This window comes from Hydrogenophaga sp. (assembly GCF_048549895.1).
Classification (GTDB): Bacteria; Pseudomonadota; Gammaproteobacteria; order Burkholderiales; family Burkholderiaceae_C; genus Hydrogenophaga.
Window position 1 is genome coordinate 46,302 of record NZ_JBLYYB010000077.1, and the last position, 19,648, is coordinate 65,949.

Here is a 19,648-nt window from a genome sequence, read left to right on the forward strand (position 1 = left end):
TATCGTAGCCCGCACCTTCGGTGCCGGCATTGAGCGGCGTCAGAAGGTCTGGCGGGCCAGCACGCGAAGGCGCCCGGGTTCTCCGGCGGCTGACGCCGGGCCGGGGCGGGTCACCAGCACTTCGCCCATGGCGAGGTACTCGCCGGTGAGCGCGGTCACGTTCACCTGGTGTGTCACCAGCATCAGGTTGCGCGGCGCCATCCAGCCCTGCACGTCGCGCAGCACATCGTTGCTCTGGTCGGGGCCACCGCTGCTGCCGAAAAACGAGTTGAGCGGCGTCCACACGGTGTTCTGGCCAAAGGCGAGCATGGCGGTGTCGACACAGCGGCACCAGGCGCTGGAGCGCACCTGGTCGAGCTTGACGCGCTCGCGCGTGAACGCAGCCCCCACGCGCCGGGCCTGCTGGCGACCGGCATCGCTCAGGTTGCGCTGCGTGCTGCACTGGCCCAGCGCGAAATTGGGCGGATCGCCCACGCCCGGTTCGGTCTGGGCGTGGCGCATCAGGACCACACAGCCGCCTTCGCGCAGCAGGGTCCAGAAGCCGGGGGCCTGGGCGTGGGTGTGAACGGGCAAGGCGATGGCACCCAGGCCCAGGGTCGTGGTGAAGGCAAATTCGCGTCGGTTCATGGGGTGTTCCGTTGGGTCAGGGTCTCAGCCGCGCACGTCGGCCACCGGCTGCTCGCCGAAATCGGCGCGCTCCAGATAAGCCAGGATGCGCGCAGCCGCAGCGCCGGGCGTTGTGAGCTGGCCCTGGCGCTGGAGTTCCACAAACCGGCTGCGGTCGGGAAAAGCCGCCGGGTCGCCCGCGCGCAGTTGCACCTGCATGTCGGTGTCGATCACGCCGGGTGCCAGCGACACGAGGCGCGCGCCATGCTCGCGGTGGGCTTCATCCAGCGCGCTGCAGCGGGTGAAGTGGTCCATGCCGGCCTTGGCCGCGCAGTAGGGCGCTTGCGCGGCCATGGCGCTGCGGCCCAGGCCCGAAGAGATGTTGAGCACCTTGCGCGGTCCGCGCCAGCCCGCGTCCACCCAGGCGGTGGTGGCGCGCAAAAAAGCGGCGGTGAGCTGCATGGGGGCTTCCAGGCCCACGCGCAGCGCGTTGGCCAGGTCGTCGGGCGGGCAGTGGTCGAGCGGGCCGATGCGCGGGATCACCCCGGCGTTGTTGATCAGCGTGGCGCTGGCCCATGGGCTCGCGGGCGGGCTGTCCAGAAAGGTCTGCAGCCGGTGGGCGGCGCCGGTGGTGTCGGCCAGGTCTTGCGACCATTGCGTGAGCGGGGCGCCCAGGCGCTTGGCTTCTGCGGTCAGTTCGTCGTTGACCTGGCGCGAGATGCACAGCAGGTGGCGATCTGTGCCGAGCAACCGGCGGGCCATGGCCAGACCCATGCCGCGCGAGGCGCCGGTGAGGATGGTGAGGTGTTGTGGCGTCATGGTGTGCTCAAAAGGGGCAGGGGCTGTGGAATTCCAGGGTCTGGCCATGCAGTGGGTGTGGCAGCGACAGCCAGTGGGCGTGCAGCAGCAGCCGGCTGGCCATGGCAACGACCTCGGGCGCAGCGTACAGCGCATCGCCAACCATGGGGTGTCCCAGGGATTGCAGGTGCACGCGCAGCTGGTGGGTGCGGCCGGTCACGGGTTCAAGTTCAAGCCGGGTGGTGCCGTGCGCGGTGTTGCCCGGGGCGATGCGCCAGCGGGTGGTGCTGGGTTTGCCTTGGTCGTGATCCACCTTCTGCCGTGGCCGGTTGGGCCAGTCGGCCATCAGCGGCAGGTGGATGGTGTTCCAGCCGTTGTCGGGTTGGGGGTTGACGAGTTCGCCGGCCACCATGGCGGTGTAGCGCTTGTGCACGCGGCGTTCTTCAAATGCGAGGCTCAGTGTTCGTTGGGCCTCGATGCCTCTTGCCATGACCACGAGGCCGGAGGTGGCCATGTCGAGTCGATGGACCACGAGGGCGTCGGGCCAGCGTGTTTGGGCTCTGGTGCTCAGGCAGTCGTGTTTGTCGGGGCCTTTGCCTGGGACGGCCAGCAAGCCTGCTGGTTTTTCCAGTATGAGGAAGTGTGGGTCTTCGTGGACCAGGGAGACATCGCTCACAACGACCTCGCGGGCTCGCGGACGCATGGCGCTCTGCTCCGCGAATGTCCTCCGGCGGCTGGTGCCGCCTCCCCCTTGACTTCGCTGCGCAGAGCGCCATGCGTCCACGAGCTGCAACGATGGTCGCGTGCCACCACCTCGCGCGCCAACGAGGTCATCGGTGATCGGGTGGAACACCGCAGCGAAATCAAGGAGGAGGGGCGGCGCAGCCGACCCGGGGGACATTCGCGGAGGTGTTCCGTCCGGTCGCCGATGACCGGACCCGCCGGAGAAAAAAAGCACGTCATGCAACACATTCTCCCGGCAAAGGACAATACCGCCATGCTGTTGCTAGCCCCCATGGAAGGTTTGCTCGACGCCACCCTGCGCGATGTGCTCACGCGCACCGGTGGCATCGACCGCTGCGTCAGCGAATTCATCCGCGTCACCGACATGCTCCTGCCCGAGCGCGTGTTCGTTCGCGTGGTGCCCGAGCTGCTCAACGGCGGCCGCACCCGCGCGGGCGTTCCGGTGCGCGCCCAACTGCTCGGCTCCGACCCGGGCTGCCTGGCCGAGAACGCCGAACGCCTCGCTGGTTTGGGGCCACACGGCATCGACCTCAACTTCGGCTGCCCCGCCAAGACCGTCAACCAGAGCCGCGGCGGTGCCGTGTTGCTCGACGAACCCGAGCTCATTGGCCGCATCGTGGCCGCCGTGCGCCGCGCCGTGCCGGCTCATCTGCCCGTGTCGGCCAAGATGCGGCTGGGCTTCAACGACGACGCGCGCGCCGAAGACTGCGCGCACGCCATTGCCGAAGCCGGCGCCGACGAACTCGTGATCCACGCACGCACCAAGGCCCATGGCTACCGGCCGCCAGCGTACTGGGACCGGCTCGCCGAAGTGCGCCAGTCGCTGCCGCCCCACCTGCGCCTGCCGGTCATCGCCAACGGCGAGATATGGACCGTGGCCGACGCCCTGCGCTGCCGCGAAGTGACCGGCTGCGAACACCTCATGATCGGGCGCGGCATGGTGACCGATCCCGGCCTGGCGCTCGCCATCAAAGGGCAGGGCGAGGTGGCCTGGGACGTGTTGCCACCGCTGCTGCAGATCTTCTGGCAACAGGTGAGCGCGCGCGTGGAGCGCCGCCACCGCGCCGGGCGGCTCAAACAATGGCTCAACTACTTGCGCAAGCGCTACCCCGAGGCGCAGCAGGCGTACGACGACCTTCGACTCTTGAACGACCCTGCGCACATCGAGGCCTGGCTTCAGCGGGTGCAGACGCCGTTGGGGCCTACCACAGCGCCGATCCAGGTGCGGCCAGCAGAAATGGCGCAGCCGTGTTAACTTCCGCCCCCGGACCTGCAACACGACCCCTGTATGACCTCTCTGAATCACCGGCTGGACGCCCTCACGGGTGAGCGCCTGCGCGGCATGCGCCGCGGCCTTGAAAAAGAGAGCCTGCGCGCCCAGCCCGACGGCAAGCTGGCGCTCACGCCGCACCCTGCGGCCCTGGGCAGTGCACTGACCCATCCGCACATCACCACCGACTACAGCGAGTCGCAGCTCGAACTCATCACCGGCGTGCACGAATCGGTCGAATCGTGCCTGACCGAACTCACCGACGTGCACCAGTACACCGTGCGCAGCCTGCGCGCCGTGGGTGAAGAAATGATGTGGGCGTCCAGCATGCCGTGTGGCCTGCCCACCGACGAGACCATCCCGCTGGGCCGCTACGGCTCGTCCAACGTCGGCCGTGCCAAGAGTGTCTACCGCATGGGCCTGGGCCACCGTTATGGCCGGCGCATGCAGACCATCTCGGGCATTCACTACAACTGGTCGCTGCCCGGAGTGAGCAGCGACGAGTACTTCGCCACCATCCGCAATTTCCGCCGCCACGCCTTTTTGCTGCTCACGCTGTTCGGCGCTTCGCCGGCCGTGTGTTCGTCGTTTGTCGAAGGCCGTGAACACGAACTGCAAAAACTGGGTGACACCGGCACGCTGTACATGCCGCACGGCACCTCGCTGCGCATGGGGCGCCTGGGTTACCAGAGCGAGGCACAGGCCACGCTGGCCGTGAGCTACAACGGCCTGGAGGGCTACGCGGCCTCGCTGCACGACGCGCTCACACGGCCCTGGCCTGCGTATGAGGCGCTGGGCATCCGCAACCCGGGCGGTGACTACAACCAGCTCGCCACCACGCTGCTGCAGATCGAGAACGAGTTCTACGGCACCATCCGCCCCAAGCGTGTGATCTACCCCGGCGAACGCCCGCTGCACGCGCTGCGCGAACGCGGCGTGGAGTACATCGAAGTGCGTTTGATGGACCTCAACCCGTTCGAGCCCATTGGCATCGGTGCGAGCACGCTGCGTTTTCTTGACGTGTTCCTGCTGCACTGCATGCTCTCAGACAGCCCGCCCGACACACCGGCCGAGATCCGCGAACTCGCGCACAACCAGCACCTCACCGCTGCGCGCGGGCGCGAGCCCGGCCTGAACCTCATGAGGGCCGGCGAGGCTGTGCCGCTGATGCAGTGGGCGGCCGAGATCATGGCCGAGCTGGCGCCGATTGCACAGGCGCTGGATGCCGCGCATGGCGGCACCGAGCACGCCAGCGCCGTGGCCCTGGCACTGGCCCATCTGCAGTCGCCCGAGCTGCTGCCCTCGGCCCGCGTGCTGCAGGCCATGCACGCACACCACGCCGATTCGTTCGTGGGCTTTGCGCGCGCGCAGTCCCTGGTCACGCACCAGCACCTGCTCTCGCTCGACTGGAGCGCCAAGCAGCAGGCGCGCTTTGAAGCCATGGCGGCCAAGTCGATCGAAGACCAGCGTGCCATTGAGGCTGCCGACACCATGCCGTTCGAGATTTACCGGCAGGAATACACCTCGCCCAGCCGGTTGGGTCGGCCACAGGCCCAGACCGCGGTGGTGACGGCCTGAGTCCCTTTCTTCAAGCCTCTCCGCCGAAGCGCTTGACGAGGTTGTCGATGTATTTTTCGACGAGTTTTTCAAACTCGCCCTCGACCACCGGCGCCACCACCATCTTCATCAGCCCGGGCAGCGGCACCTCGATCTCGCCCTGAATCGCCAGCGTCACGTTGGTGGACTTCTTGTTGTCCACGATCTTCCAGTTGCCGCCCACCAGCGCATTGCCCACGCCCTTGACCGGTGTCCACTTCACTGTGCCCTTGGCCTTGTCGCTCACGTACTTGCTGGCGTAGATGGTCTGGATGTTCACCTGCGCTGTGCCGACCTTCTCCATCTCCCACTGGTAAACGCCGCCCCCCAGATCGGTGAGCTTCTCGACCTTGGGAAAATGGGCAACTGATGTGGGCACATCGGAGAGCACCTCGAACACCTCGGCCGCCTTGGCCTTGACGTCGAATTCGTAGCCCAGATCGATTTTCACGGTGATGGCCATGGGGCTCCTCGGGGGATGTTGTGGTGGAAATTCATTGTAGGCAGCGCCACTGCCCGCGCACCCCGGGAAATACACCAAGGCACAATCCCCGCTCTCCATCTCACTTTCAGACCCTTCTTCAACACTCACCCATGAGCATCCAGTGGTTCCCCGGGCACATGCACCTCACGCGCAAGGCCATCACCGAGCGGGTGAAGGACATCGACGTCGTGATCGAGATGCTCGACGCGCGCCTGCCGGGGTCCAGCGCCAACCCGCTGCTGGCCGAGCTCACGGCCGGGCGGCCCGCGCTCAAGGTGATCAACAAGCAGGACATGGCCGACCCCGAGCGCACCGCGCTCTGGCTTGCGCACTACAACGCCCAGCCCAACACCCGCGCCATTTCGCTCGACGCCAGCATCACCGCGCCAGCGCGCGCCATCATCGCGTCGTGCTTCGAACTCGCACCGCTGCGCGGCGGCATGGTCAAGCCCATGCGGGTGCTGATCTGCGGCATTCCCAACGTGGGCAAGAGCACGCTGATCAACACCTTCATGGGCAAGCGCGCGGCCAAGACCGGCGATGAGGCCGGCATCACCCGCACCGAACAGCGCATCGCGCTGGCCGACGACTTTTACCTCTTTGACACGCCCGGCATGCTGTGGCCGCGCATCGTGGTGCCCGAGAGCGGCTACAACCTGGCTGCCAGTGGCGCGGTGGGCCGCAACGCCTACGACGACCAGGAGGTGGCGCTGGAGCTGTTGTCCAGACTCAAGGTTGCCTACGGTGCGCAGCTCGAAGCGCGCTACAAGCTCGGCCTGCCCATGGACACCGTGGCCAGCCTGCCGGACGAAGAGCTGATGGCCGCCATCGCACGCAAGCGTGGCGCCATCGGTGCTGGCTGCAGCATCAACTGGCAGAAAGTGGCCGAACTGCTGATCGCCGACTTCCGCAGCGGTGTGCTCGGACGCGTCACGCTCGAAACCCCGGAGCAGTTTGTGCAGTGGCTCGCGGCCGGCCAGCAGGCCGACGTCGAGCGCCAGAACAAAAAGAAAGAGCGCGCCAACAAGCCCAAGGTGCGCAAGCCCGACCGGCGCTGACTGCGCGGGCGGGGCTTGCGATCACTTCACCGTGATGGTGATGCGCTCGCTGATCACCACCGGGTGGTGCGGGATGTGGTTCTGATCGGCCACGATGAGTTGCAGCGTGTGTGTGCCGGGCTTGAGCTCCACGCTGGTTTCGGTCTGGCCCAGGCCGAAGTGGCGGTGCTGGTCGTTGGCGGGGAGCGGAGCATTGGCATCCACCGCGGCCACGTCGATCAGCAGGTGGTGGTGGCCGGTGCCGGCCTTCTCAACACCCGCCGGCGCCACGCCCATGCCGCTGAGGCCAAACACCACCTTCACCGGGTTGGTGACGGTGGCGCCGTTGCGCAGGTTCGCAAAATACACCTTGGCCTCGGGCGCAGCAGCCACCTTCTTGTAGCCCGAGCTCAGCGCGGGCGTGCTGGCCGTGATGCTCACCGGCGCGGTGGGCGCGGCGGTGCTCATCATGCCGCCGTGGTGCATGGCGTGCATGGCCGCGTGGTCGTGGCGGGCGCAGCCAGACAGGACAAGCAGGGCGGCGGCGACCAGGCCGATGTGCGCGGTGCGCGGGGAAAACGTCATGGGGTGTCTCCTGGGGTGGTTGTTGTGCCACGCAGGATACGCGGTGGGGCGGGCGCACGACGCCAGTCGCCCAGTGCCGGCCGGGGTCATTGCGGCCCCGGCGCACCCTTGTTCAGGGCGCGACCTTCACGCCTTTCCAGAAGGCCACACGGCCCCGGATCTCGTCGGCTTCGGGTTTGGGGTCCGGGTAGTACCAGGCCGCATCGGTGTTGAGCTCACCGTTGACCAGCAGCGAGTAGTAGCTCGCCTGACCCTTCCAGGGGCAACTGGTGCGGTGGTTGCTGAAGGTCACGTGATCGCGGTTGAGCGAACTCTCGGGAAAGTAGTGGTTGCCTTCCAGCACCACCGTGTCGTCGCTCTCGGCGATCACGGCGCCGTTCCAGGTGGCCTTCATGCCAGCTTCACTTGTTCTTTTCCTTGCCACGCGGCAGCACCGCCGTCACGGGCGGCATGGGCCGGTCGGACGTGACCGGGCCCTTGGGCACAGAGGTGTCCTTCTTGGGTTTCTTGGACAGTTTTTCGTTGCGCTGCTCTTTGCCCATGGGGGTCTCCGGTTAACAGCCGCGAAGGCGGCTCGACTGCGCGATGGTAAGCGACAAAACCGCGCTTCGAGGCCCTCACAGGCCCAGCAGATTGCCCAGTGCCTCGGTGCTGAGCGAGCCCGCGCTGGTGACCACCTCGCCGGTGCGCTGGTTCTTGCCCACCACGTAAGGGACCGAGGTCGCGCCCAGGCGGTCGAGCAGCACAGTGTTGGCCTTGATCGCGGCTTCCACCTCGGGCGCGATGCTGGCCGAGGCCGACGTGCCACCCTGGCCCGCCAGCAGCGACTTTTCATGCGCGGTCATGGCCTCCACCGGGTTGGCTGCGGTCATGATGGCCGCCCCTTGCGGCGTGCTCCTGGCGTTCAGCAGAGACACCGGCAGCCAGACGAACTTGACCTTGCTGTGCAGCGGAAGAGACGCCTCCCACAGGTGGCTGCAATGCGGGCACTGCGGGTCGAACAGCACGTACACCGGGTTGGCGCTCATCAGCGCGCCTGCGGTGAAACCCTTGCCCTGGGCCGCCAGCACATCAAGTGCTTGCGCGGCTGCGATCGGCGTTGTGTCTGCCGCGCTCACCGGCGCGCCTGGCGCGCCGGTGGACGGCTCTTGCGAGCAGGCCGTGATCAGGGCCAGCGACGCCAGCAAAGGCAGGGCAAGGTGTCGAAGTTTCATGGACGGTCCAGCGCTCTGGGTCAGTTGTTGAGAATCAGGTTGGCGATCAGGCCGGTGGCAATGGCGATCAGCACGTAGTCACCACCCACCTGCACCCACTGGTGGCCGCGCGGAGGCGCATACAGGCGGTGCTGGTGGTGGTTTACCACCACATACTGGCGGCTGCGGTACTCGTGGGGAATGTAGCGCCCACGCTGGAACTGCGGACCGCGCGCCTGGTAGTAACGCACTTGCGGGCCATGGCGATGGTCGTGGCGGTCGGCCCGGCGCTCCGCGCGGAAGTCACGTCGGTCTTCGCGGCGCTCCTGGCGGAAATCGCGCCGGTCATCCCGCCGGTCCTGGCGGAAGTCGCGGCGGTCATCGCGGCGATCGTCCACGCGCACCATGCGGGGTTCGTCGAATCGATCACCTCGACGATGGTCTTGCGCGAAAGACGTGGAACTGATGGCCAGCGTGGCGGCAGCGATCGCATACACAACGAGATTTCGGGGTTTCATGGAGTGGACTCCTGGGGGTTGGTGAGCCTTCATGTTGTGCCCCCCGTGTATCTGCCCGGTAAATGCGCCGCGCCGCAACGGCAAAGTTGGGTAGCCGCTTGTACAGCCCGGACGGGCGTCAGCCCTGGGCGGCTGCCTGGGCGTGCAGCTTGGCGGCAATGTATTCGCCGTGGGTCACGTGCAGCAAGCCCGCCACCTTGCTGATCACGTGGTGTTCGTTGGCGTCCAGGTGTTTGTCGGCAAAGGCCACTTCCCACATGGCCTCGACCACGCTGATCTTTTGCGCCTGGGTGAAACGCTCGTTCATCAGGCCGGTGAAGCGCTGGTAGTCGTAGGCGGTGCGGGCGGCGTCGTGGGCCAGCTCCATCAGGCGTTCCAGTTCGTCGTCGCTCAGGGCGAACTTGCGCCGCAGCGCGGTGATGACGGCATCGCGCTCGCTGTCCTTGAGGTCGGGCTCGGCGCGCATCACCTCCACCAGCAGCACCGCGGTGGACAACTGCAGGGTGTGCTCTTGCTCGGCTGGCAACTGGGCGCCGGCTGGTGCAGTGAGGCTGGCTGCAAGCGTGTCGAACAGGTCTTTGAGGTTTCTCAGCATGGGCGTGGGCGACAGTGGTGGAGGGGGATGGAGCTCAGGCCGGCGCCGATGGTTCCCGGCGCCACACCAGCAGCAGGTTGTTGGCCGGCATGGCGTGTCGCTCGCGCAGGTGCAGGCCGGCCTGCAGGGCTTCGCGGGCCACATCGCTCAGCCGGCGGATGCCCCAGTCGGGGTGGGTGCTGCGCAGGCTCTCATCAAACGCGAGGTTGCCCGGCGAGGTGGGCACGCCGTCTTCGATGTACGGGCCATAGGTGATGAGCAGTCCGCCGGGCGCCAGCACGCGCGCTGCGCCCCGCATGAGTCCGGCGCACGCCGCCCAGGGCGCGATGTGCAGCATGTTGGCGCAATAGACCGCGTCGAAGGTCTCGCCAAACGCCTCGCCAAACAGGTCGGCCTCGTCGGGCCACTGGTCCGAGGTCACGTCCAGCCGCATCGGGGGCAGCACATTGGCCACACGCGCCTGCTCGGTCCAGGCCGCGATGGTGGCCATGGCGCTGGCCTGCATGTCGGTGGGTTGCCACTGCCAGCCGGGCAGCCCGGCGGCGAACCAAGTGGCGTGCTGCCCGGTGCCCGAAGCGATTTCCAGCGCCATGCCGCGCTCGGGCAGCACCCGCTGCAGGGTTTCCAGGATCGGCTGCTTGTTGCGGTCGGCGGCGGGGCTGGAGGGCAGGGTGGTCATGGCTGCATTGTGGGGCAGGCCCCGCGCTGCCCATCGGCTAGCATGGGTCGATGACGACCCAATACGAGAGCCTTCAGCTCGCCAACCTGTACCCCGACGCTTTCAATGTGCCCGCGCCCGACACACCGGCCGGGCGCGACGTGTGGCCGCGCAAGCCCGGCGTGTTCCTGCGGCGGCTGACCACCGAGCCGGTGGCCGAAGGCGGCGAGCCTGCCCAACCCGCGCTTGAACTCGCCAGCGGCCAGTTCGGCCTGGTGCCCACCTGGGTCAAGTCGGCTTCAGACGCCAAGCTGCGCTCGACCAAGCTGGTCAACGCGCGCTGCGAGATCGTGACCACCTCCAACAACTTTCGCGAGGCCTGGCTCGGCGCGCAGCGCTGCATCGTGCCCATGATGTCGTTCCAGGTGAACGACCTGCGCAACGGCAAACCGGTGCCCACGCGCATCACCCGGGTGGACGGCAAGCCCATGGGGGTGGCGGGTTTGTGGGAGCGCTGGAAGGGCGCGGGCGACGAAGAGATCGTGAGCTTCTGCCTGCTCACGGTGAACGCCAACAGCCACGCGCTGATGCACCGCTACGAGCAACCCGGCAGCGAAAAGCGCATGCCGGTGATCTTGAATGAAGGCGCCTACAACGCCTGGCTGACCGCGTCCCACCCGGAGAAGGCGCGCGAGTTCATGCGGGCCTATTCGGCCGCGCTGCTCACGGCGAATCCGGTGCAGAAGTAGGGGTGCGCGAGCGCTTCGCGGGCGCTGCGTGTTTGGTGGCGCGGCGCTTGGGCAGGGTGAGCACCGGCGGCATGGGTTCGTGAAACCGGGAGTGCTGGCGCAGCAGCATGGCGGCTTCAAAGCGGGTGCGCCGCTTGATCACCGCGTGCAGCAGCAGCAGCGCCACGCCCACCGCCAGCGCCATCCACGCCGGCGCCAGCAAAGCCCGGGATGCCACCTTGAGCGAGGCCTCGTCGGCCATGGCCAGCGAGAGCATCCACAGGCCACAGCCCGCCAGCAGGGAACTCACCCCATTGACCAGCAGCGGTTCGTGTTTGCGCCGCGCTGGTTTGCGCGACCCGTTGGGCGCTGCGTTCAGGTGGTCTCGTTCTTTTGACATGCCTGCGTATGGTGCCCGGGGTCGGCGGTGAGCGGCGCCGTGGCCCGACGAAGCAGGCCTGTCACCGGCTGACCGCGCAGCCCCGCCGCACAGAGGCAACGCTTTGTCTTAAGCCGGCTTCGGCCTTGAGGACTTACGGTTGATGCCGCGCCGCAGCAGTCAGATGAGTTCGCCGGGCGCGGTGTCGATGTCGTGCTGCGACACGAGGCTCGAATCGCTGGCCTCGCCCACCTCGGCCAGGGCGCGGCGCTCGGCCTGGTTGATCACCTCCATGGGGGTGGAGCCTTCGGGTTCGAGTGTGACCACGCCCATGCCCAGCGCGGGCTTGAACGGCTGGTAGACCTGCCGCGCGTCCATCACCGACATCGGCATGGCCACGGTGGAGCGCAGGCGCGTCAGGGCTTCCAGTGTGGCCTGGCCCAGCCTGTCGGCGGCCAGCACCACCACAAAGCACCTCGGGTGGTAGAGCCCCACCACACACCGGAAGCCCGCCGCGCGGCGCACACGGGCCGCCAGCGTGGTCAGGATCTGGTGCTCCGCACCTTGACCGGGCGCGTCTGCCAGTTCGTACAGGTTGCTCACGTGCAGGCACACCACGGTGCACACGCCGCCGCGCCGCGCCGTGCGCCAGAACACGTGTTCCACCTCGGCCAGCAGCGCGGCACCCGTGGGCAGGCCGGTGGCGGGTTCGGCGCCACCCTCCAGGCGCGAGAGGCGTGCGAGTCGGCGGTTGTACCGGTTGCGCACCAGGCCCAGCACCGAGGCAACGAGGAAATAGGTCAGCGTGAGCACGGCCGTGACGAGCCAGATGCCCAGGCCCGGACCGGACACGCTCAAACCCTTGGCATAAAGCCCCACCGTGGCGCCCGCCAGACACACCATGCCCACGCCCATCCAGCGCGCCAGCGGGTCGCCCAGCTTGGCCGCGCGGACCACCGCCACCAGCCCCAGCACCACCGGCACCAGGTTGACCGCGCCGGCCAGCGCCAGCAGCGCCCGAAAGTGCATCGGGTCCGCCTGCGAAGACACCGCAGCCAGCGCCAGCGCCATCAGAAGGACGACGGTGCCGCCCAGCGCAGTGAGGTTGTGCACCAGCACGTCTTCACGCACCCCGCCCAGCCAGGTGCCCAGAAAATACAGCGCCATGGCGCCGGCCAGCGGCCCCAGGCTGGCCTTGAGCATCATCATCAGGCGCTCGGGCAGCCCCGGAAAAAACACCTCGGGCAACCCGGTGATGACGACGCAACTGGCGCCAGCGATCAGCACGAAGAGCAGGTTGCGCACCGAGCCCACGGAACGGCTGGCCAAGGCATCGCCCAGCGCCACGGCCGACAAGGTCAACAAGCCTCCCAGCATGGCGGACCACACAGCGATTTCAGATACAGGCATGCGGCGCATTGTGGTGGGCTCGGGGCAAACGCCCTGAGACATTTGTCACGCAGGAAACGGCCGCTGCGCGTTTTCGCGTTCGCGTGCAACCCCGGCGCGGCCAGCGCCTACAGTCCTGCCATGACCTTTGTGACAACCCCGCCAACCGCGACCGACCCTTGCCACGCCACCCAGCACGCGGTTCAACGGCTGCGCACCAGCCGCCTGGCCGCCAGCGCCAAGCCGTTCGTGGCGCGGGGCTCGGGGGGTGGGCGCTGCGCGGGCTGCCGCCTCATTGCCAGCCACTGCGTGTGTGCCCTGCGGCCGCAACTGCCCACGCGCGCCGGCATGTGCCTGGTCATGGGCGACATCGAAGCGCTCAAACCCAGCAACACCGGCTGGCTGGTGGCCGACGTGGTCACCGACACCTGGGCCTTTGGCTGGTCCCGCACCGCGGTGGACGCCGGCCTGCTTGCCTTGCTGGCCGACAGCCAGTGGCAGCCCGTGCTGGTGTTTCCGGGCGAGTTCGTGCCGCCCGAGCGGGTGGTGACCGCGCTGCCGCCCGCCGGGGCAGCGCGCAGGAAGCCCCTGTTCGTGCTGCTTGACGGCACCTGGTCCGAGGCCCGCAAGATGTTCCGCAAAAGCCCTTACCTGGACCACCTGCCGGTGCTCAGCCTGCACCCGGACGAGGTGTCCAACTACCGGCTGCGCCGCTCGGCGCGCGAGAGCCACTTTTGCACCTCGGAAGTGGCGGCGCTGTGTCTGGCGCTGGCCGGTGAAACGCACGCCGCCGAGAGCCTGGCGGCCTGGCTCGATGTGTTCACCACGCACTACCTCAGCGCCAAACGCAGCGTGGTGCTCGACCGCGAGACCGAGGCGCACCAGCGGCTGCTGGCCCTGGGTGCGCTCAGCCCGGAACCTCGGCCGACACCAGCAGCATGAGCAACTGCAAAGACTCCTGCCAGCCGAGGTAACACGCCTCAAGGGGAATGGCGGCCGGGATGCCCGACTGCACCACCGTGAGTTCGGTGCCCACCGACACCGCCTTGAGCGTGATGACGTTGCGCATCTCGCCAGGGAGGTTGGGGTCGTCAAACGCGTCGGTGTTGACGATGCGCTCATTGGGCACCAGCTCCAGGTACCGGCCGCCAAACGCCATGACCTGGCCGCTGCTGAAATTGGTGAACTGCATGCGGTAGCCGCCGCCCACGCGCGCGTCCATCTGCAACACCCGCCCGGTGAAGCCGTGCGGTGGCAGCCACTTGGCCATGGCGTCGGGGTCGAGAAAGGCGCGGTACACGCGCTCGGGCGGGGCGGGCAAAACACGGTGCAAGGTGACGGTGCCGGTGGTCATGGGGGAGTCCTTTCAAACGGTGTGAGATGTTGCGACGGACGGGCCGTGTGTGTCCACCGCGGTGCGACGAAGACGGTGGCCCGTTCTCAGCCAGTGCGCTGCATGGCCGGTGCTAAGCTGCCCGCCATGGTGTCAGTGCCCGCCTCCCGCTTGATCTGTTTCAACAAACCTTACGGCGTGTTGAGCCAGTTCACCCCCGAGGGACGCTGGCGCGGCCTCAAGGACTTCATCGACATTCCCGGCGTGTACGTGGCCGGCCGGCTCGATGCCGACAGCGAAGGCCTGCTGCTGCTCACCAACGACGGCCAGTTGCAAGCCCGCATCAGCGACCCGCGCCACAAAATGGAGAAAACCTACTGGGTGCAGGTGGAAGGCGTGCCCGACGAGGTTGCGCTCGCATCGCTGCGCCAGGGTGTGCAGCTCAACGACGGCCCCACCCGGCCAGCCCGCGCCCGCAGCATGGCCGAACCCTCACCGCTCTGGGAGCGCGACCCACCCGTTCGCTTTCGCCAGTCCATCCCCACCAGCTGGATCGAACTGGTGATCACGGAGGGGCGCAACCGCCAGGTGCGCCGCATGACCGCCGCCGTGGGCCACCCCACGCTGCGCCTGATTCGCGCCGCCATCGGGCCGCATGCGCTGCAAGACCTCGCGCCCGGCGCCCTGCGCGGTTGACTTCGACGCATCGAACCATGACGAAGAAGATCCTGCTCACCGGTTTTGATGCGTTCGGCGGTGCCACGCTCAACCCCAGCTGGCTCGCCGCGCGAGCGCTGCACGGCCGCCAGATCCTCGGGCATACCGTGGTGGCCGCACAGCTGCCCACGGTGTTCGACACATCGCTCACGGTGCTGACAGCGCTGCTGAAACAACACCAGCCCGCGCTGGTGGTCTGCCTGGGCCAGGCCGGTGGGCGCAGGGCACTGTCGCTTGAGCGCGTGGCCATCAACGTGAACGATGCACCCACGCCAGACAACGCGGGCGCCCAACCGGTGGACACCGCCGTGAAACAGGGCGCGCCAGCTGCGTACTTCACCACGCTGCCCATCAAGGCCATGCTGGCCGCGTTGCAGCAAGAAGGCATGGCCGCCGAGGTGTCACAGACCGCCGGCACCTTTGTCTGCAACCACGTGTTCTACGGATTGATGCACGCGCTGGCCACGCAGCGCGCTTTGAAGCAAACGCGCGGCGGTTTCATTCATGTGCCCTGGCTGCCGGAGCAAGGCACGCCGAGCATGGCGCTTGAGGACATCGTGAGCGGTTTGCGGCTGGCGGTGCGCTGCGCGCTGCAGGTGGAGAGAGACACCGCGCTGGGCGCTGGCACCACGAACTGAGCGGCCTCAGGCCTGCCAGACCCCGAAGCCCGCCGAGCGCAGGTCGATGCCGACCTCGATCTCCTTGTTCACCGCGTCCGCGTACTTCATCGGGTTGAAGCCCTCGTACAGATCGGGCAGCAGCCGCAGCCCGTACTTCATCACATACGCGTTCGACTGGATGCCCGCCTTGTGCTTGTCAAACCGCACATCCGGGTCCAGCCCGGTCATGCCCACGTACACACACGGCTTGCCGTCCACATAGCCTGGGTTGTTCTTGCGGAAGCGGGGCTCGAGCAGCACGTCTTTGGACAGCTCGATCACGTAGACGTGGTGGTGGGGGCGGCGTGCCATCTACGCGTTCAAGGCCTTTGCAACCCGCTCTGCCGCCGCGATCAGATCGGTCACCAGGCGCTCGTCCACTTCCATCAATCCCTCGTATTCGCCGAGGTTGCGTTTGTTGTGGCACAGGTCCAGCACGCGCCACACCTCTGGCCCCAGACCCAGCGTGTGGGGCAGCACCTGAAAGACGATGTAGCGGTTGCTCGCTCGATAGCCTTTGCGGCGCAAGGCCGCCAGGCACAGGGCATGAGCCGCGTTGTAGGCCAGGTCGAAACGACTTTCCAGCGCCAGCGCGGCGTTGCGCGCATCTGCCAACCTTGCTGTACCGGTGCGTTGCCGTTTCGTTGTCATCCTGTGCCTCGGCTTTCAGGGCCCAGCCGGGACCGCTCAAGTTTTCAAGTGGTTGTGTCATGGGTCGGCTCCTCCTCGCCGATCAGCCATATCTTGGGCTGTTGCATCACACGTGTGACGAACGCATTGTCTTGGGCAGCACGTCGCTCAAACTCCTCGGGGGTATAGATCGTGGGGTTCACCGTGCGCCCCAGCGTTTGGCTGGCGGCTTCCAGTGCGCCAAACACCTCCCCATAGCGCAGACTGGGACTCACGATCAACAGGTCCACGTCGCTTTGCGCAGTGTCTTGCTGGCTGGCCATGGAGCCAAACACAAAGGCCAGTTGGATCGCTGGCGCCATGGGCGCCAGCGCGGCACGCAACACATCGCCCAGCCCCATGGTCTTGAGCACCAGCCCTCGCAGTTCGGTAAACACCGGAGAAGCTGCGTTGGCCTGGTAGTGCTTCTGGTTGCCCTGTTTGCGCGCGGTGATGAGGCCGGCATCGCACAGCCCCGCGAGTTCGCGCTGCACAGCGCCCGTGCCCGACTGCGCGATGGCGATCAACTCATTGGCGTAGTAGCTGCGGTCTGGCGCGCCAAACAGGACGGCCAGCACCCGCTGCCGGACCTTGGGAAACAAGGCGTCGGCCGTGCCGGAGGGGAGAGGCGTGTTCGTTTTCATACCCAAATTGGGTCTGATGATACCTTATTTGGGGTTTATCGGTGGAGCACAACATCCAGCCACACGAGCACCGTCGCCGCGCAACACCTCGCGCAGGGGCTCACCCACCAACGACATCGCCCGCCCGAAGCCGGCAACAAAGCGCAGCGATTCGGGTTCGATGACGAAGAGTGAAAAATTGCCAAACGAAATCGAATGCGTCCATGGTGCTGGTCAAGCGTTGGGTTTCACCGGCCGTGAAGCCAGCGGCGCGTGCACCGCCATCAGTTCCACCACCCAGTTGATGAAGGCCCGCAGTTTCGCACTCACATGCCGGTTGGGTGGGAAAGCCACGTACATCGGCATCGGGTCGAACTGCCAGCCGTCGAACAGCGGCACCAGCTCGCCGCGCGCTGCGTGGGCTTGGGCCATGTACTGCGGCAGCCACAGAACGCCCATGCCCGCCACGCCGGCCGCGAGGTAGGCGTTGCCGTCGTCCACGGCCACCACGCAGCGGCCTTGCACTTCCAGGTGTTCGCCATCGCGCCGCATGACGATGGGCGCCACCTTGCCGCTGCGTGAACGCATGAACCCCACGGTGCGGTGGTCCGTGTCGTCGAGTTCGCTCGGGTGCTGTGGTGTGCCCGCGCGTTGCAGGTAGCTGGGCGCGGCGTACACGCCGAGCTGCAGGTCGCCCACGTGGCGCACCACCAGCGATGGGTCGGTCACTTCGCCGCCGCGCAGCACGCAGTCCACGTTGTCGCCGATCAGGTCCACCACCCGGTCGCTCACACCCATGTGCAGCTGGATCTCGGGGTAGCGCGCGTGAAAGGCTGGCAGGGCCGGCATCAGGATCATGCGGGCCAACGGGCTGGGCACGTCCACCCGCAGCCGGCCTTTGGGGGCGGCCAGCGCGCTGGAGAGGCTGGTGTCCGCGTCTTCCAGGTCGGCCAGCAGGCGCACCACGCGCTCGTAGTAAGCGGCGCCATCGGCGGTGATCTTCACTTGCCGCGTGGTGCGGTTCAGCAGCTTCACGCGCAGCCGCGCTTCAAGCTGTTGCACCAGCTGCGTCACGGTGGTTTTGCTCATGTGCAGCGTCTGCGCCGCCTTGGTGAAGCTGCCGGCTTCCACCACGCGGGCAAAGGCTTGCAGTGCGTCGAAACGGTCCATCGCAGTTCCTCGCGCCGGGTTGATTGTTTGGAAATCTCAAACAGTCATTGTGCGACTTGCCTGTTTATCCCCGGGCCGCCGGTGCCTAGAGTCCACCCATCCCCACCACTCTCAAGAGGTCTTCCATGTCTGCACGTGACGTTGTTTTTCCGGCCGGGCGCCAGGCGCTGTATGAAAAGAACCGCTACTCGCCCGCGATCCGCTCCAACGGATTCCTGTTCGTCTCAGGCCAAGTGGGCAGCCGCCCCGATGGGTCGCCCGAACCCGATCTGCAAGCCCAGGTGCGGCTTGCGTTCGACAACCTGAACGCCATCCTCTCGGCCGCTGGCTGCACGTTCAAAGACGTGGTCGACGTGACCGTGTTCATCGTCGATCCCGAGCCCAAGTTTGAAACCATCTGGACAGAGCTCACCAAACACTGGGGCGACGCACCGTACCCCACACTCACCGGCGTGGGCGTGACCTGGCTCTACGGCTTTGATTTCGAGATCAAGGTGACTGCGAAGCTGCCGGAGGCCAGGGAAGCCTGATCTACCTGAAGTCGGGCGAGCCGCCCAGCTTTACGCCAAAACGTCCAGCAAGCCCTGAACCGCCTTGATCAAGTCGGGAAGTGCGTTCTGAGCGATATTCCAAACCGTGGTCGGGTTGACCGTGGCGTAGCCGTGAATGAGTTGGTTGCGAAAGGCCACGATCTGCGGCAGGTCTGCAATCTGCGCCGCCAGCGACTGATCCAGTTTGGCCAACTGGTTCAGCGCTTCCCCGATCACTTCGAATTTGCGCTCCACGGCCGCCTGGACCAGTTCGCTGCCCACATAGTCGGTTACTTCCATCCCTGACGTGAACGACTGAATGGCCAATGCCGCTTCGCGCACGTCCCACAGGAAAGCGCGCGGATCACGCTGCATAGATGGCTTCGCGGTTGCGGTTGATGTTGGCCAGCACGTAGGGGTTGCGCACCGCGCCGGGTTCCACCAAGTCCACACCCCGGCCGAGCAACTGTTCCAGATCTGACTTGGCGCCAAAGAAGGAACTCAGATCGGGGTGGACGCCAGGGGCGAACTCCACCAGAAAGTCTGCGTCGCTGCTGTCGGGGTTGAAGTCATCGGCCCGTGCAGCCGACCCAAACACCTCCAGCCGGCGAATGCCGTGGCGCTGGCAGATGGCAGCGATGCCTGAGCGGTGTTGGGCGATAGCGGGGTGCATGGAGCCGAGTGTATCGACGGGCCGCGCTGGTCAGCAATGGCGGGGCATCAAGCTGCTGCGCCCAAACCTCACAGCCACACCGACCCCGGCGCCGGGCTGGTCTCGATGGTGAAGTCGGGCGAGCCGCCCAGCACGAAGGCGCCGAGCACCAGGCTGAGCAGCGAGATGAACAGGCTGGCCCAGAACGCCGTCCAGAACCCGTCGACCTTGAAGCCGTCCACCAGCTTGGCCACCAGCAACAGCATCAGCGCGTTGATCACCAGCAGGAACAGGCCAAAGCTCAGCAGCGTCAAGGGCAGCGTGAGCACCACCAGCAGCGGCCTCACCACCGCATTGGCCAACCCCAGCAGCAGGGCCGAGACCACCAGCGCCGAGGTGCTGCCGAACCGGATGCCCTTGAACAAATGGCTCGCCACCCACAGGGCGAGGGCGGTGATGGCCCAGTGGAGGAGGAAGGGGGTGAGGTTGGCGAGCATTTAACTTCTTGTTTGTATGGGTGTACTGCGCAACTTAAGCGTACGGGTCGAAGCCGAGATTTGGATTTGGCTTACTGCACAGCGAGTTGACATGTTCTACGAGGTTTTCTCATCCGAAGTATCTGCTTTGCCGTTGTTAGGGTTTGTCGCAGTTATTTGAGGTCTGGTATTTCGAATGACTTTCCGTGCCGAGACAAAGAGTATGGCGATTAGTTCAA

At 66.6% G+C, this 19,648-nt stretch carries 29 protein-coding genes; 8 read left to right on the plus strand and 21 right to left on the minus strand.

Annotated features, from left to right (window positions below):
- Positions 1–39: 39 nt before the first annotated feature.
- From ACN4F8_RS07910 to ACN4F8_RS07920, 3 genes are read right to left on the minus strand one after another with little or no spacing between them, the layout of a single operon-like run.
- Positions 40–627 (minus strand): histidine phosphatase family protein, encoded by a 588-nt coding sequence (locus ACN4F8_RS07910; protein ID WP_419473052.1) that lies wholly within the window; start codon positions 625–627, stop codon positions 40–42.
- A gap of 24 nt (positions 628–651) precedes the next feature.
- Positions 652–1,425, minus strand: coding sequence for an SDR family NAD(P)-dependent oxidoreductase (locus tag ACN4F8_RS07915; RefSeq protein WP_419473053.1), 774 nt, complete (start codon positions 1,423–1,425; stop codon positions 652–654).
- A 7-nt stretch (positions 1,426–1,432) separates the two neighbouring features.
- Positions 1,433–2,107: an RluA family pseudouridine synthase gene (locus ACN4F8_RS07920; RefSeq protein WP_419473054.1), complete on the minus strand. Its 675-nt coding sequence runs from the start codon at positions 2,105–2,107 to the stop codon at positions 1,433–1,435.
- 294 nt (positions 2,108–2,401) lie between these two features.
- Here ACN4F8_RS07920 and ACN4F8_RS07925 point away from each other — a divergent pair, with 294 nt between their 5' ends.
- Positions 2,402–3,403, plus strand: coding sequence for a tRNA dihydrouridine synthase (locus ACN4F8_RS07925; protein WP_419473055.1), 1,002 nt, complete (start codon positions 2,402–2,404; stop codon positions 3,401–3,403).
- A gap of 33 nt (positions 3,404–3,436) precedes the next feature.
- Entirely contained in the window at positions 3,437–4,996 is a 1,560-nt protein-coding gene (gshA, locus tag ACN4F8_RS07930; protein WP_419473056.1) for a glutamate--cysteine ligase, read from the plus strand.
- A gap of 10 nt (positions 4,997–5,006) precedes the next feature.
- Here the strand turns inward: gshA and ACN4F8_RS07935 are convergent, their stop codons facing one another.
- Positions 5,007–5,477 carry an SRPBCC family protein gene (locus ACN4F8_RS07935; protein ID WP_419473057.1) on the minus strand — a complete coding sequence of 157 codons (471 nt, stop codon included), beginning with the start codon at positions 5,475–5,477 and terminating at the stop codon, positions 5,007–5,009.
- A gap of 131 nt (positions 5,478–5,608) precedes the next feature.
- Here ACN4F8_RS07935 and ylqF point away from each other — a divergent pair, with 131 nt between their 5' ends.
- Positions 5,609–6,556: a ribosome biogenesis GTPase YlqF gene (ylqF, locus tag ACN4F8_RS07940; RefSeq protein WP_419473058.1), complete on the plus strand. Its 948-nt coding sequence runs from the start codon at positions 5,609–5,611 to the stop codon at positions 6,554–6,556.
- Positions 6,557–6,577: 21 nt separating this feature from the next.
- On the opposite strand, the gene ACN4F8_RS07945 is transcribed toward ylqF, so the two are convergent.
- From ACN4F8_RS07945 to ACN4F8_RS07975, 7 genes are all read right to left on the minus strand, one after another.
- Complete coding sequence (locus tag ACN4F8_RS07945) at positions 6,578–7,120, minus strand: DUF4399 domain-containing protein (RefSeq protein WP_419473059.1); 543 nt, start codon at positions 7,118–7,120, stop codon at positions 6,578–6,580.
- Positions 7,121–7,232: 112 nt separating this feature from the next.
- Positions 7,233–7,514, minus strand: coding sequence for a DUF427 domain-containing protein (locus ACN4F8_RS07950; protein ID WP_322275912.1), 282 nt, complete (start codon positions 7,512–7,514; stop codon positions 7,233–7,235).
- 7 nt (positions 7,515–7,521) lie between these two features.
- A complete protein-coding gene (locus ACN4F8_RS07955; RefSeq protein ID WP_419473060.1) occupies positions 7,522–7,662 on the minus strand; it encodes a hypothetical protein in 141 nt (46 codons plus the stop codon).
- Between the two features lie 75 nt (positions 7,663–7,737).
- A complete protein-coding gene (locus tag ACN4F8_RS07960) occupies positions 7,738–8,334 on the minus strand; it encodes a DsbC family protein (RefSeq protein ID WP_419473061.1) in 597 nt (198 codons plus the stop codon).
- A gap of 20 nt (positions 8,335–8,354) precedes the next feature.
- Positions 8,355–8,831: an RcnB family protein gene (locus ACN4F8_RS07965; protein WP_419473062.1), complete on the minus strand. Its 477-nt coding sequence runs from the start codon at positions 8,829–8,831 to the stop codon at positions 8,355–8,357.
- A gap of 118 nt (positions 8,832–8,949) precedes the next feature.
- Complete coding sequence (locus ACN4F8_RS07970; protein ID WP_419473063.1) at positions 8,950–9,426, minus strand: TerB family tellurite resistance protein; 477 nt, start codon at positions 9,424–9,426, stop codon at positions 8,950–8,952.
- Positions 9,427–9,460: 34 nt separating this feature from the next.
- Positions 9,461–10,105: a DUF938 domain-containing protein gene (locus ACN4F8_RS07975; protein WP_419473064.1), complete on the minus strand. Its 645-nt coding sequence runs from the start codon at positions 10,103–10,105 to the stop codon at positions 9,461–9,463.
- Positions 10,106–10,155: 50 nt separating this feature from the next.
- On the opposite strand from ACN4F8_RS07975, the gene ACN4F8_RS07980 reads away from it, so the two are divergent.
- Positions 10,156–10,833: an SOS response-associated peptidase gene (locus ACN4F8_RS07980; protein WP_419473065.1), complete on the plus strand. Its 678-nt coding sequence runs from the start codon at positions 10,156–10,158 to the stop codon at positions 10,831–10,833.
- Here the strand turns inward: ACN4F8_RS07980 and ACN4F8_RS07985 are convergent.
- A complete protein-coding gene (locus tag ACN4F8_RS07985; RefSeq protein WP_419473066.1) occupies positions 10,808–11,212 on the minus strand; it encodes a hypothetical protein in 405 nt (134 codons plus the stop codon). The two genes, ACN4F8_RS07980 and ACN4F8_RS07985, sit on opposite strands and share 26 nt — an antisense overlap.
- Positions 11,213–11,371: 159 nt before the next feature.
- Positions 11,372–12,601 (minus strand): diguanylate cyclase domain-containing protein, encoded by a 1,230-nt coding sequence (locus tag ACN4F8_RS07990; RefSeq protein ID WP_419473067.1) that lies wholly within the window; start codon positions 12,599–12,601, stop codon positions 11,372–11,374.
- Positions 12,602–12,721: 120 nt separating this feature from the next.
- Here ACN4F8_RS07990 and ACN4F8_RS07995 point away from each other — a divergent pair, with 120 nt between their 5' ends.
- Positions 12,722–13,522: a tRNA-uridine aminocarboxypropyltransferase gene (locus tag ACN4F8_RS07995; RefSeq protein WP_419473068.1), complete on the plus strand. Its 801-nt coding sequence runs from the start codon at positions 12,722–12,724 to the stop codon at positions 13,520–13,522.
- Here the strand turns inward: ACN4F8_RS07995 and ACN4F8_RS08000 are convergent.
- On the minus strand, positions 13,488–13,934 hold the full coding sequence (locus tag ACN4F8_RS08000; RefSeq protein WP_419473069.1) for an SRPBCC family protein: 447 nt from the start codon (positions 13,932–13,934) through the stop codon (positions 13,488–13,490). The genes ACN4F8_RS07995 and ACN4F8_RS08000 overlap by 35 nt on opposite strands.
- Before the next feature lie 126 nt (positions 13,935–14,060).
- On the opposite strand from ACN4F8_RS08000, the gene ACN4F8_RS08005 reads away from it, so the two are divergent.
- Positions 14,061–14,609 carry a pseudouridine synthase gene (locus ACN4F8_RS08005; RefSeq protein WP_419473070.1) on the plus strand — a complete coding sequence of 183 codons (549 nt, stop codon included), beginning with the start codon at positions 14,061–14,063 and terminating at the stop codon, positions 14,607–14,609.
- Positions 14,610–14,626: 17 nt separating this feature from the next.
- Entirely contained in the window at positions 14,627–15,268 is a 642-nt protein-coding gene (gene pcp / locus ACN4F8_RS08010; RefSeq protein WP_419473071.1) for a pyroglutamyl-peptidase I, read from the plus strand.
- A 6-nt stretch (positions 15,269–15,274) separates the two neighbouring features.
- Here pcp and ACN4F8_RS08015 read toward each other — a convergent pair whose 3' ends face one another.
- From ACN4F8_RS08015 to ACN4F8_RS08030, 4 genes are all read right to left on the minus strand, one after another.
- Positions 15,275–15,601 carry a hypothetical protein gene (locus ACN4F8_RS08015; protein ID WP_419473072.1) on the minus strand — a complete coding sequence of 109 codons (327 nt, stop codon included), beginning with the start codon at positions 15,599–15,601 and terminating at the stop codon, positions 15,275–15,277.
- Complete coding sequence (locus ACN4F8_RS08020) at positions 15,602–15,940, minus strand: hypothetical protein (protein ID WP_419473073.1); 339 nt, start codon at positions 15,938–15,940, stop codon at positions 15,602–15,604.
- A 44-nt stretch (positions 15,941–15,984) separates the two neighbouring features.
- Positions 15,985–16,602, minus strand: coding sequence for a nucleotidyltransferase domain-containing protein (locus tag ACN4F8_RS08025; RefSeq protein ID WP_419473074.1), 618 nt, complete (start codon positions 16,600–16,602; stop codon positions 15,985–15,987).
- 213 nt (positions 16,603–16,815) lie between these two features.
- The gene (locus ACN4F8_RS08030; RefSeq protein ID WP_419473075.1) at positions 16,816–17,751 is read right to left on the minus strand and encodes a LysR family transcriptional regulator; all 936 of its coding nucleotides are present in this window, start codon (positions 17,749–17,751) and stop codon (positions 16,816–16,818) included.
- Positions 17,752–17,876: 125 nt separating this feature from the next.
- Here ACN4F8_RS08030 and ACN4F8_RS08035 point away from each other — a divergent pair, with 125 nt between their 5' ends.
- Positions 17,877–18,281 (plus strand): RidA family protein, encoded by a 405-nt coding sequence (locus tag ACN4F8_RS08035; protein ID WP_419473076.1) that lies wholly within the window; start codon positions 17,877–17,879, stop codon positions 18,279–18,281.
- Positions 18,282–18,311: 30 nt separating this feature from the next.
- On the opposite strand, the gene ACN4F8_RS08040 is transcribed toward ACN4F8_RS08035, so the two are convergent.
- The 3 genes from ACN4F8_RS08040 to ACN4F8_RS08050 all read right to left on the minus strand — a co-directional run bounded on the left by ACN4F8_RS08040 (position 18,312) and on the right by ACN4F8_RS08050 (position 19,430).
- Positions 18,312–18,656, minus strand: a complete 345-nt coding sequence (locus tag ACN4F8_RS08040; RefSeq protein WP_419473077.1) for a DUF86 domain-containing protein — start codon at positions 18,654–18,656, stop codon at positions 18,312–18,314.
- Positions 18,646–18,954: a nucleotidyltransferase family protein gene (locus tag ACN4F8_RS08045; protein WP_419473078.1), complete on the minus strand. Its 309-nt coding sequence runs from the start codon at positions 18,952–18,954 to the stop codon at positions 18,646–18,648. Before ACN4F8_RS08045 ends, ACN4F8_RS08040 begins: the two co-directional genes overlap by 11 nt.
- Before the next feature lie 68 nt (positions 18,955–19,022).
- The gene (locus ACN4F8_RS08050; RefSeq protein ID WP_159604845.1) at positions 19,023–19,430 is read right to left on the minus strand and encodes a phage holin family protein; all 408 of its coding nucleotides are present in this window, start codon (positions 19,428–19,430) and stop codon (positions 19,023–19,025) included.
- Positions 19,431–19,648: the final 218 nt, after the last annotated feature.

Bases quoted from the DNA above. Each gene is read 5' to 3' on its own strand.
- ACN4F8_RS07910 (WP_419473052.1), bottom strand. From the start codon at position 627: ATGAACCGACGCGAATTTGCCTTCACCACGACCCTGGGCCTGGGTGCC.
- ACN4F8_RS08015 (WP_419473072.1), bottom strand. From the start codon at position 15,601: ATGGCACGCCGCCCCCACCACCACGTCTACGTGATCGAGCTGTCCAAA.
- ACN4F8_RS08035 (WP_419473076.1), top strand. From the start codon at position 17,877: ATGTCTGCACGTGACGTTGTTTTTCCGGCCGGGCGCCAGGCGCTGTAT.
- ACN4F8_RS07965 (WP_419473062.1), bottom strand. From the start codon at position 8,831: ATGAAACCCCGAAATCTCGTTGTGTATGCGATCGCTGCCGCCACGCTG.
- ACN4F8_RS07920 (WP_419473054.1), bottom strand. From the start codon at position 2,107: ATGCGTCCGCGAGCCCGCGAGGTCGTTGTGAGCGATGTCTCCCTGGTC.
- ACN4F8_RS07970 (WP_419473063.1), bottom strand. From the start codon at position 9,426: ATGCTGAGAAACCTCAAAGACCTGTTCGACACGCTTGCAGCCAGCCTC.
- ACN4F8_RS07995 (WP_419473068.1), top strand. From the start codon at position 12,722: ATGACCTTTGTGACAACCCCGCCAACCGCGACCGACCCTTGCCACGCC.
- ACN4F8_RS08045 (WP_419473078.1), bottom strand. From the start codon at position 18,954: ATGCACCCCGCTATCGCCCAACACCGCTCAGGCATCGCTGCCATCTGC.
- ACN4F8_RS07980 (WP_419473065.1), top strand. From the start codon at position 10,156: ATGACGACCCAATACGAGAGCCTTCAGCTCGCCAACCTGTACCCCGAC.
- ACN4F8_RS08025 (WP_419473074.1), bottom strand. From the start codon at position 16,602: ATGAAAACGAACACGCCTCTCCCCTCCGGCACGGCCGACGCCTTGTTT.
- ACN4F8_RS08030 (WP_419473075.1), bottom strand. From the start codon at position 17,751: ATGGACCGTTTCGACGCACTGCAAGCCTTTGCCCGCGTGGTGGAAGCC.
- ACN4F8_RS08050 (WP_159604845.1), bottom strand. From the start codon at position 19,430: ATGCTCGCCAACCTCACCCCCTTCCTCCTCCACTGGGCCATCACCGCC.
- ACN4F8_RS07950 (WP_322275912.1), bottom strand. From the start codon at position 7,514: ATGAAGGCCACCTGGAACGGCGCCGTGATCGCCGAGAGCGACGACACG.
- ACN4F8_RS08005 (WP_419473070.1), top strand. From the start codon at position 14,061: ATGGTGTCAGTGCCCGCCTCCCGCTTGATCTGTTTCAACAAACCTTAC.
- ACN4F8_RS08000 (WP_419473069.1), bottom strand. From the start codon at position 13,934: ATGACCACCGGCACCGTCACCTTGCACCGTGTTTTGCCCGCCCCGCCC.
- ACN4F8_RS07960 (WP_419473061.1), bottom strand. From the start codon at position 8,334: ATGAAACTTCGACACCTTGCCCTGCCTTTGCTGGCGTCGCTGGCCCTG.
- ACN4F8_RS07985 (WP_419473066.1), bottom strand. From the start codon at position 11,212: ATGTCAAAAGAACGAGACCACCTGAACGCAGCGCCCAACGGGTCGCGC.
- ACN4F8_RS08040 (WP_419473077.1), bottom strand. From the start codon at position 18,656: ATGCAGCGTGATCCGCGCGCTTTCCTGTGGGACGTGCGCGAAGCGGCA.
- ylqF (WP_419473058.1), top strand. From the start codon at position 5,609: ATGAGCATCCAGTGGTTCCCCGGGCACATGCACCTCACGCGCAAGGCC.
- ACN4F8_RS07915 (WP_419473053.1), bottom strand. From the start codon at position 1,425: ATGACGCCACAACACCTCACCATCCTCACCGGCGCCTCGCGCGGCATG.
- ACN4F8_RS08020 (WP_419473073.1), bottom strand. From the start codon at position 15,940: ATGACAACGAAACGGCAACGCACCGGTACAGCAAGGTTGGCAGATGCG.
- ACN4F8_RS07945 (WP_419473059.1), bottom strand. From the start codon at position 7,120: ATGACGTTTTCCCCGCGCACCGCGCACATCGGCCTGGTCGCCGCCGCC.
- ACN4F8_RS07990 (WP_419473067.1), bottom strand. From the start codon at position 12,601: ATGCCTGTATCTGAAATCGCTGTGTGGTCCGCCATGCTGGGAGGCTTG.
- gshA (WP_419473056.1), top strand. From the start codon at position 3,437: ATGACCTCTCTGAATCACCGGCTGGACGCCCTCACGGGTGAGCGCCTG.
- pcp (WP_419473071.1), top strand. From the start codon at position 14,627: ATGACGAAGAAGATCCTGCTCACCGGTTTTGATGCGTTCGGCGGTGCC.
- ACN4F8_RS07925 (WP_419473055.1), top strand. From the start codon at position 2,402: ATGCTGTTGCTAGCCCCCATGGAAGGTTTGCTCGACGCCACCCTGCGC.
- ACN4F8_RS07955 (WP_419473060.1), bottom strand. From the start codon at position 7,662: ATGGGCAAAGAGCAGCGCAACGAAAAACTGTCCAAGAAACCCAAGAAG.
- ACN4F8_RS07975 (WP_419473064.1), bottom strand. From the start codon at position 10,105: ATGACCACCCTGCCCTCCAGCCCCGCCGCCGACCGCAACAAGCAGCCG.
- ACN4F8_RS07935 (WP_419473057.1), bottom strand. From the start codon at position 5,477: ATGGCCATCACCGTGAAAATCGATCTGGGCTACGAATTCGACGTCAAG.